Origin of the sequence: Bacillus sp. Leaf49 (genome assembly GCF_001426125.1) — a bacterium.
GTDB classification, from domain to species: Bacteria; Bacillota; Bacilli; order Bacillales; family Bacillaceae; genus Bacillus; species Bacillus altitudinis.
Genome location: NZ_LMRK01000020.1, coordinates 651,180 through 660,389, shown reverse-complemented (window position 1 = coordinate 660,389; position 9,210 = coordinate 651,180). Strand labels below are relative to the sequence as shown.

The following is a 9,210-nucleotide window of genomic DNA, read 5'->3' as shown; positions in this document are numbered from 1 at the left end:
TCAGGCTGTCGAGAAAATCTCGACAGCTTTATTTTTTCCCTTAAATTTTCCACTACCTCATTTTATAATAGAGAAAAGCATACTAAAGGAAGGTGTTTTTCTCATGTTCCACACTAGAAATTCTTCTCAGCACGAAGCTGAATTTGTATTGCTAGATCAACTGGTCGAAGAGGATCACCTGCTTCGTAAAATTGATCAGTACATTGATTTTTCATTTATCGTAGATAAAGTAAGACCGTATTATAGCGAGAATAAAGGTCGTCCTTCTCTTGATCCACTTATTTTGTTCAAAATGATGTTTATCGGATACCTGTACGGTATCCGTTCTGAAAGACAACTTGAAAAAGAAATTTACTATAACATGGCGTATAGATGGTTTTTAGGTTTGAACATCAATGACCCCGTTCCTCATCACTCGACCATTAGCTGGAATCGTCGTACTCGATTCAAAGATACAACGATTTTTCAAGACATTTTCGACGAGATTGTGCTTCAAGCTATCAATCATGATATGGTAGGAGGCCGCGTTCTTTTTACTGATTCAACTCATCTTAAAGCCAATGCCAATAAACATAAATATATGAGAAAAACGATTGAACAAGATACCCAGAACTATATAAATGAWTTAGAAGAAGCGATCCAAGAAGATCGGGTGGCACACGGAAAAAAGCCCTTAAAGGTAAAAGAGGAGGTGAAAACGGAAAAAGACATTCGTCAAAGTACGACTGATCCTGAAAGNGATCCAAGAAGATCGGGTGGCACACGGAAAAAAGCCCTTAAAGGTAAAAGAGGAGGTGAAAACGGAAAAAGACATTCGTCAAAGTACGACTGATCCTGAAAGTGGCTATCTTTAYCGTGAAAACAAACCRGAAGGCTTTTTCTACCTAGACCACCGTACAACGGATATGAAGTACAATATCATCACGGATGCCCACATCACGCCCGGTAATGTCCATGATTCTGTTCCGTATCTTGATCGGTTGGATCACCAAATCGCACGATTTGGTTTTCAAGTAGAAGCTGTTGCCCTTGATTCTGGTTATTTGACGACCCCAATCTGTAAAGGTTTATCAGATCGCCGTATTTTTGGTGTCATCGCACATAGACGCTTTCATCCAACAAGAGGTTTATTTGAGAAGTGGAAATTCAAGTATGACTCTGAACATGATCATTACATATGCCCAAATGGTGAGAAGCTATTATATACAACAACTGATCGAAAAGGTTATAGGTTCTACAAATCAGATCCTAAAAAATGTACATCGTGTCCTTTCCTTGAAAGATGCACAAGGTCGAAAAATCATCAAAAAGTCATCTCAAGACACATATGGGAAGAACATAAAGAAAAGATCAGACAAAATCGTCTATCTGTCTCTGGAAAAGAGCTATATAAAAAAAGAAAAGAAAAAATAGAGCGAAGCTTTGCAGATTCAAAACAACTGCACGGGCTTCGCTACTGCCGGTTGAGGGGAAAACAAAATGTGAGTGAGCAAGTTCTTCTCACAGCTGCCTGTCAGAACATGAAGAAGATTGCCACACATCTAGCGAAGCTAGGTTAGGTGTGTGGGAGGCCTTTTTCATTCAATCTCATCCACCATCATTACGATGAAAATAAAAAAGATTGTAGAAAAACATGAGTTTCTCTACAATCTGANTTAGGTGTGTGGGAGGCCTTTTTCATTCAATCTCATCCACCATCATTACGATGAAAATAAAAAAGATTGTAGAAAAACATGAGTTTCTCTACAATCTGAAAACCCTATTATAAGGGTTTTTCTTTTTTGGAATCGTAGTCTTTAATAATATCAATTGGATCAATCGCATCATCATCTTGTGTATATTCCTCTACATAAGGAGTAATTAATTTCTCAAACTGCTTTTCATCATCCACTAGAGCAATACAAGTTTCATACCCTTCAAAATCAGATGGGTATAAATTTGCAACAGCACTACCAGTTTTTAAAGCCTGATCTATCGCATTTTTTAATTCCAATAGACCCTTCCTGTTTCCTAAAATCAATGCTTCTCTGTGATGAGTTTCTTGAGCATATATATTACACATCTCTAAAACATCATCATCATCCACTTGAATAGACATTCAAAAGCACCTCTGAAGTTAAATTTTAGTTCATTATATAATTCTTAATGTCAACATGCCAAAGAGCCATGACCTCAAACGTCTGATCCCAATAGTGATTGCGGACACCGCAAACAAAAATAGCTCAAACTACTTAACGGTACTTTGCTCCTTTTTATATTTCATTACTTTTATAATTCTATAAACTATCACTGCAACATAGCATGTAACTAATGTAATCAGATATTCAAAAGGAAAATCTCTTTGTACACCTTGATAAAGAAAAATTGCCAAAAGGCCTGTAAACAAAACTATTTGAAAAACTTCTTTTTTTATCATCCAAATCCCCCGATATACATTCACTTACGTTTTATACTTTTAATTACAATCCAGAGAAAGTTATGTTACCGTGAAATTATAAAACAATCAGTCTTAACATTCTACAGTCAGTGCCATATTTAAGATTTAAGTAACAAAATTGAAAGTATGTTCTATATTTATTTTTATCTCAAATTGTTTTCTTCTCTTTCTTCATAAAAACATCCTGAAATTCTTCATAAATTTTTTTTCGTTTTTTCAGAATCCCATGCTTTATACACCTCTCGCATAAATATATACAGTGAGATTGGGTAATACCCAGAGTTCCTCTAACTGACACTGAAAGTTTCCTCTTCAAAAAGCTTAATACATTCATTTGTTTTTTTAGTATCTCTATACGCTGCCATCAAAGCAAATGGAGCACCTAATATTTTCATATAAAAAAGACTCCTTTATGGCATATTCTTTTATACCATAAGGAGACTGACACTTTAATCCACTTTATCGTTTTTTAACCAATTATCCTCCACAGTGATGGATTAAAACCCTATCCCTTTTATGATCCTGCACCTCTTGAGGAAAGTAACACTATCTCATTTTTAGCATCTGCCTGAGTTTGTTGTACAACAGGCATTCCAAGAATTGTACCTAATAGCAAAGCAGTAGTAATCATCATCATTATTTTTTTCATGATCATATGACCTCCTTTCCTATAAGCGTACAAGATTTTAAAGCCAATTCCAAGAAATAGTTACTTTCTTCATAAAGATTTAACTTCTTATAAATGGAGGCAACATCAGGAGCTAAAGACTCTATATCAACATATGCTTTTCTTCCTTCCAAAAGACCTAGTTCTTTCTTAATGTCCTCATAGCTTTCCTGTGGTGTTGTATAACATTTCTCAAGGATATTGAATTTTAAAATAAAGTTTGTGTTCTGCTGTTCTTTAGAAAAGGTTTTCCCCTCAGCAACCCAACTTATTGCCTGATCCAACTGATTTGATTTATAGCTTGATCTTGCAAATTCATACGCACATTGTAAGTATGAAACGGGAGCTGACTGTTTTAGATCATCTGCGGAAATTGCTTTGTTGAAATATTCAATTGCTTCTATATGGTGGTCATCCTGAATTTTTAGAAAGCCTAGATCATAATAAGCTAACGCTAACAATCTCTTATCGTTCTTTTCAATCAGTCTCTCAACACAATCCAAAAGCATTTTTTCAGCTTTGTCTAGTCTACCATCATCAATCAAATTCAGTGCCAACAACATATTACAGTTTATGGTCTGTATGCTGTAGCCTTCATGACCCTTGTAGATGTCCTTTGCTGTTTGTAGATGATGGTGAGAAAGGAGCGTGACCTTATTGAAATAGTAGAGTGTACCAATTTTATAATGGAACTCAGCCTTTTCAATTTCATCATGTACCTTGTCCAGTTGTCTCTCAGCTACTCTGAATAGGACTAGAGCTTCTGAATAGTTATTCTTTGCACTCTCATACATACCTTTAAAAAGATAAAAGTAAAACCTTAGCATGTCATCTGTTTTGACTCTTTCACTTTCTGTTATGGTTGGTTGCCCAACTAAATCTTCCATAAGCACCTTAAACCTGTAATCAAGAATATTGAAATAGAGTAAAACATCTTGATTTTCTTCCATTTCGCCTAACATATCTTGAATCTCATCCCTCAACTCTACTGCTTGTGAAACTTCCCTCTTTTTAATATGTAAATACCATTTGTTGAGAGTGTTTGCTACATCGACAGAAGAAATCAAATTCGACATTCCATTACCCCCTTGCTATCATTTCCTTTGTATAATTTTAACATGATATTTACAACATATGTAAAGACAAGATGTTTATTATAAAAGTTTTCGGTATCCCGCAAAATACAATAGTGTGTATTTATAAAAGGTATGTTTTGTGTAGAACGCATTAAAATAGGAATGACATGGCAGTATAGGTATACTGTAACACAAGAAGTAACAAGTGTTTTCTAAGGTAGATTTATTACATAGAAGAAGCGTTTCCTCTACAAAACATGATTGCTTAGAAGTGATATTGAATTTAGTGGTGTAGAAACAACTATAAAACATTTTCTATAGGAACACTTATTCTCTTTTTTAAAACACTGAAGCAAATGGCTTCAAGGGCTTTTTTTATTAATACTGAGACATATACTGATCGCGTTCCCATGGGTGTATGGGTGCGGATTATAACCTATTCTATTATAAACCTTGATTTATAGAGATTTTCCTCTTAAAAAAATAATACAAATCATAAAATGAAATTACGGGTGATTCGTAGGTGTTTTGTGGGTATTAAAGGAGCATGAAATGAACATACTCTCAAAGCTATGCTTTAAGCACGAGTCAGCAACCTCTACTCTGTCAAGGTGAATGACATCTACCGAAGAGAACAAAATTACTTTGGAAAAGACTCATTTAATAAGGTTCTATGATGAGCCTTTCTGATAAAAAAGGTGAATTTCTGAAGAAAAAACTGAAAGAGTTCGTCCCCAATCCGTCCCCATAAAGAACAGACCATGTAGGGTCTGTTTTAATTTTGCGCTTTGAGATATTGTTTAAGGAAAAAGCTTTGCTATAGAGGTAATGTCCAAAGCTTTTCGATTAATTTCCGCTCAACTATTGGCTTTTCAGCTCACACTTTGATAGCCTTTTGTTTAGTTCCCACAAAGCTGTTTTGTTACTATCCCATTTTAAAAGAGTTACCGCTTCCTCAAAACACACCCATTTATAATCAACGTGTTCTTTAGATAATTTAATATTTTTTGTAGAAACTTTAACGCCAAAAGAAAATTCTTTTATCACATAAACATCTTTTCCCCAAAGAAATTCACCAACTACATCCTCTACGGGTAGTGAAGACACAGAATCGAGTTTTATATATGGACATTCTCTTATAATACCAGCCTCTTCAAACGCTTCCCGTTTTGCTGCTTCAATAGGAGTCTCACTATCTTCTCCACCACCAGCAATTCCTTGCCAATAACCATAATCTCTTCGATGAAAAATAGCATATTGAATGGAATTTTCAGTTTCTATATAAGGAAATATCAATACTTGATACGGTGCTCTCATTGCTTAACCTCTTTTTTAAAAAATTCACCTTAAATAATACTCTCAACCTCAATAAGAATAAGTTCGCCTACATTTACTACAAGTGGATCTTCATTACTTTGTAAGAAATTAGATATTTGTTGCATCAGTTCTTTAATATTATTATTGATTGGCATATTTGGATTCAATAAGAGAATGTTAATAATCGTATCAGCTACTTCATAAAGATCATCTTCATCTTTTGTTTTTTCAATGTGATATTGCATCTTTTTAAAAAACCATTCAATTTCGTTTAAATCAACCATCGGATAATATTGAATTTTATACAGATTATCTTCATCAAGGACGTCCAATTCAAATATGGCTTTAAGTTCTTCTTTACTTAAATGCTCTTCAGGAAGCTCATATTCACCCTCTGCTGCTTCCTCATCAACACTGTACTTAGCTGTATAAAGCCCCTCAATGAATTCATCAAAGGAATCTGCTAACTTAAAGTCTTCTTCCATCTCAACATCAAAATAATGAATTGCAGGATTCTCTTTCGTTTTTCGATAATCCATCGCTACCCAAGTATGGCCATCCCCGTTGATCAAAACAAGCCCTTCTGGCAGCTCCCACTCTTTTATCAAATAGGCACTATCCATAATTCCTTCATCTTCAGCAATTCCCAGCAGGTGATTAAATTGAATATGATCCTCAGCCCATGAATTAGAGTGAGTGGTTGGAAAAGCATTATGAATGGTATAACCACCATTCTGTTCTAATATGAGCTTTTTATATGTATCTGGCAAAGTGATTCCAAGTTTCTTTTCAGCTTTAGCTATTTCTGCTTCGTTGATCTTTTTTAACGTATAGTAACCTTCCTCGTCTATTTCCCAAAATAATTTCAAGGTGATGCCTCCTAGTAAAATATGCACATAAGTATACCATCTTGATGAGTATATTTGACAATTTAGTCAAAATAAAAGAAGAATATTTGTTACTTAGTCATTCGCAATGTCTATTTTTGTCGAAACGATAGTAAAAAGAAGGTACTTCATGTAAAATTTCCTTTGCACCTAAAAATCAGGAGGATCCAATATGAAGAAATTATCTATATTCATTTTTATTTGTTTAATGATGCTAACAGCTTGCAGTAGCGCAGCATCAAATGAAAAACAGCTCACGACAGCCAATATTATTGAAGCTTTTAAAAGTGCTGGGCTTGAAGCAGAAAAACCATCTGATCTTAAACAAAAAGAGTTTGGAAATATAAGAGAAGAAGGAAAAAGAATTCTTATTCCTTCCTTAGGTGAAAATGCTGGTGGAAGGATTTTTAAATTCGGAAATGAAACTGATTTACAGCAGGCGAAATCTTATTATGATGAGTTAGGCAATGCTGGATCTATGTTCTTCTCTCACACCTATTCAAAAGGAAACTTTTTATTACAAATGAACGGTGAAATGAAAGATTCTGAATTTGAAAAGTATAAGAAAGTAATGGATGAGGAAATAAAATAATTTCATATATTTTTAAAAGAAGGAAGGTCAATAAATGTCATCATTTTGGCTGCTAACAGTTATCCTTACGATTGTTATATTGGGTGTTTCTTTGATCTTTAAAAGAAAGAATGCACCTTTACAGTATGGAATACCATCGATTCTCATCATCATAAGTATTATCTTATTATTAATAAGTTTTTTCGTAGGAAGTTGGGAAGGTTTAGGACTAGGTGCAATCAGTATATCTTTACTGATTGCATCTGTGATCACCTTAATTATTCATAGTACCTTGAGTTATTTTAGTCATAAATAACATATAGCCACTTCTGCATAAGAAGTGGCTCTTTCGATTATAAAAATATACTAATTAAAATAAAAACCCCCTGAAGCCAATGGCTCCAAGGGGTTTTCTTTATTAATACTGAGACATATACTGATCGCGTTCCCATGGGTGTACTTGGGTTCTAAACATATCCCATTCGATTTCTTTTGATTCGATGAAGTGCTCGAATAAGTGATCGCCTAATGCGTTGATCATGACTTCGTTTGACTTTAGCAGCTCAAGTGCTTCTGCAAGTGTTGCAGGTAAGTCAGCGATGCCGTTTTCAAGGCGCTCTTCTTTGTCCATGACATAGATGTTTCTGTCGATTGGCGCTGGTGCGTCTAGTTTGTTTTTGATTCCGTCTAGACCTGCTGCAAGTAATACACTTAGTGCAAGGTATGGGTTTGCAGATGGGTCTACACTGCGTACTTCTACACGTGTGCTAATGCCGCGTGATGCTGGAATACGAATCAATGGGCTGCGGTTTTGTGCACTCCATGCTACGTAGCAAGGTGCTTCATAGCCAGGAACAAGACGTTTGTAAGAGTTCACTGTTGGGTTTGTGACCGCTGTGAAGCTTGTTGCGTGCTTCACAATACCCGCGATAAAGTGTCTAGCCGTCTCGCTTAATTGTAAATCTGCTTTCTCATCAAAGAATGCGTTTTTACCATTTTTAAATAATGATAGGTTACAGTGCATACCAGATCCGTTTACACCGAACAATGGTTTTGGCATGAATGTCGCATGAAGTCCGTGCTTTCTAGCGATTGTTTTCACAACAAGCTTGAACGTTTGAATGTCATCACAAGAACGGATGGCGCCTGCATATTTGAAATCAATTTCATGCTGACCAGGTGCTACTTCGTGGTGAGAAGCTTCAATTTCAAAGCCCATTTCTTCAAGCTCAAGCACGATGTCACGGCGGCAGTTTTCACCTAAATCTGTTGGTGCAAGGTCAAAGTATCCACCTTTATCGTTTAGTTCGAGCGTTGGCTCGCCTTTTTCGTCTAATTTAAATAAGAAGAATTCTGGCTCAGGTCCAAGGTTGAAATCACTAAATCCTAGTTCTTCCATTTCCTTCAAGATACGCTTTAAGTTGTTACGAGGGTCTCCATCAAATGGTGTTCCGTCTGGCTTATAAATGTCACAAATAAAGCGTGCAACTTTACCTTTTTCTGCTGTCCAAGGGAAAATAACAAACGTGTTTAGATCTGGATATAGGTACATATCTGATTCTTCAATACGTACAAACCCTTCAATAGATGAACCATCAAACATACATTTGTTATCGAGAGCTTTTTCTAACTGGCTCACAGGAATCTCAACATTTTTAATTGTTCCGAGAATGTCTGTAAATTGCAGACGGATGTACTTTACGTTTTCCTCATTTACTAATTTTACGATATCTTCTCTTGTGTACTTTGCCATTTCGTAAAACTCCTCCCCTACAAAAGGTAAAATGTGTATAGCAATGCTTTTGCTAATTGGTTAACGGAAGAACCTTGACATATCCCCCTGCCTAAAGGTCGTTCCTTGTTGGAAACGTCCAGCCTGAATGAGTTCCTTCTTCAGTAGCTTCCTGAGTTCATCATCTGTCAAGTTGTGCTTCGCTGTGGTTTTCTCCTCTGTCTTTGTTTCAGACGATGGATTTTCTGCCTCAGCTTTGGCAAAAAGTTTTTTGATTCCTGCCATGTTTACACCTTGTTCGATGAGGTTTTTGATTTCTAGTAATTTATCAACATCATGGAAAGAAAATAATCGGCGATTCCCATCACTTCTCGCTGGAAATACTAAACCATTTTCCTCATAATAGCGAATTTGTCTTGCAGATAATTCTGTTAGCTGCATGACAATCCCAATTGGGAATAAAGGCATTGAGCGGCGAATGTTATCACTCATCTCAACTGTCTCCTCCTCTTTGCTTAAATTT

At 35.7% G+C, this 9,210-nt stretch carries 10 protein-coding genes and 1 pseudogene; 4 read left to right on the top strand and 7 right to left on the bottom strand.

Annotated elements, in window-relative coordinates; genetic code table 11:
- Window positions 1-103 precede the first annotated feature (103 nt).
- Both ASG46_RS13110 and ASG46_RS13105 read left to right on the top strand, forming a co-directional pair.
- A pseudogene (locus tag ASG46_RS13110) lies at window positions 104-738 on the top strand (transposase); the annotation flags it as partial.
- Between the two features lies 1 nt (window position 739).
- On the top strand, window positions 740-1,559 hold an 820-nt coding region (locus ASG46_RS13105; protein ID WP_156376671.1), incomplete at its 5' end, for an IS1182 family transposase.
- 203 nt (window positions 1,560-1,762) lie between these two features.
- On the opposite strand, the gene ASG46_RS13100 is transcribed toward ASG46_RS13105, so the two are convergent.
- From ASG46_RS13100 to ASG46_RS13075, 5 genes are all read right to left on the bottom strand, one after another.
- Window positions 1,763-2,098, bottom strand: coding sequence for a hypothetical protein (locus ASG46_RS13100; RefSeq protein ID WP_056704783.1), 336 nt, complete (start codon window positions 2,096-2,098; stop codon window positions 1,763-1,765).
- 853 nt (window positions 2,099-2,951) lie between these two features.
- Window positions 2,952-3,086 carry a hypothetical protein gene (locus tag ASG46_RS21465; RefSeq protein WP_255817035.1) on the bottom strand — a complete coding sequence of 45 codons (135 nt, stop codon included), beginning with the start codon at window positions 3,084-3,086 and terminating at the stop codon, window positions 2,952-2,954.
- 2 nt (window positions 3,087-3,088) lie between these two features.
- Window positions 3,089-4,180 (bottom strand): Rap family tetratricopeptide repeat protein, encoded by a 1,092-nt coding sequence (locus ASG46_RS13085; protein ID WP_041507240.1) that lies wholly within the window; start codon window positions 4,178-4,180, stop codon window positions 3,089-3,091.
- Window positions 4,181-5,041: 861 nt separating this feature from the next.
- Entirely contained in the window at window positions 5,042-5,497 is a 456-nt protein-coding gene (locus ASG46_RS13080) for an NUDIX hydrolase (RefSeq protein WP_047946255.1), read from the bottom strand.
- 29 nt (window positions 5,498-5,526) lie between these two features.
- The gene (locus tag ASG46_RS13075; RefSeq protein WP_047946257.1) at window positions 5,527-6,366 is read right to left on the bottom strand and encodes an SMI1/KNR4 family protein; all 840 of its coding nucleotides are present in this window, start codon (window positions 6,364-6,366) and stop codon (window positions 5,527-5,529) included.
- A 190-nt stretch (window positions 6,367-6,556) separates the two neighbouring features.
- Here ASG46_RS13075 and ASG46_RS13070 point away from each other — a divergent pair, with 190 nt between their 5' ends.
- Complete coding sequence (locus ASG46_RS13070; RefSeq protein ID WP_056704781.1) at window positions 6,557-6,976, top strand: hypothetical protein; 420 nt, start codon at window positions 6,557-6,559, stop codon at window positions 6,974-6,976.
- 34 nt (window positions 6,977-7,010) lie between these two features.
- Window positions 7,011-7,271, top strand: a complete 261-nt coding sequence (locus ASG46_RS13065) for a YesK family protein (RefSeq protein WP_056704779.1) — start codon at window positions 7,011-7,013, stop codon at window positions 7,269-7,271.
- Between the two features lie 102 nt (window positions 7,272-7,373).
- On the opposite strand, the gene glnA is transcribed toward ASG46_RS13065, so the two are convergent.
- Together glnA and ASG46_RS13055 are read right to left on the bottom strand one after the other, a co-directional pair.
- Complete coding sequence (gene glnA / locus ASG46_RS13060) at window positions 7,374-8,708, bottom strand: type I glutamate--ammonia ligase (protein ID WP_007499421.1); 1,335 nt, start codon at window positions 8,706-8,708, stop codon at window positions 7,374-7,376.
- A 60-nt stretch (window positions 8,709-8,768) separates the two neighbouring features.
- Window positions 8,769-9,179 carry a MerR family transcriptional regulator gene (locus ASG46_RS13055; protein WP_007499423.1) on the bottom strand — a complete coding sequence of 137 codons (411 nt, stop codon included), beginning with the start codon at window positions 9,177-9,179 and terminating at the stop codon, window positions 8,769-8,771.
- Window positions 9,180-9,210 lie beyond the last annotated feature (31 nt).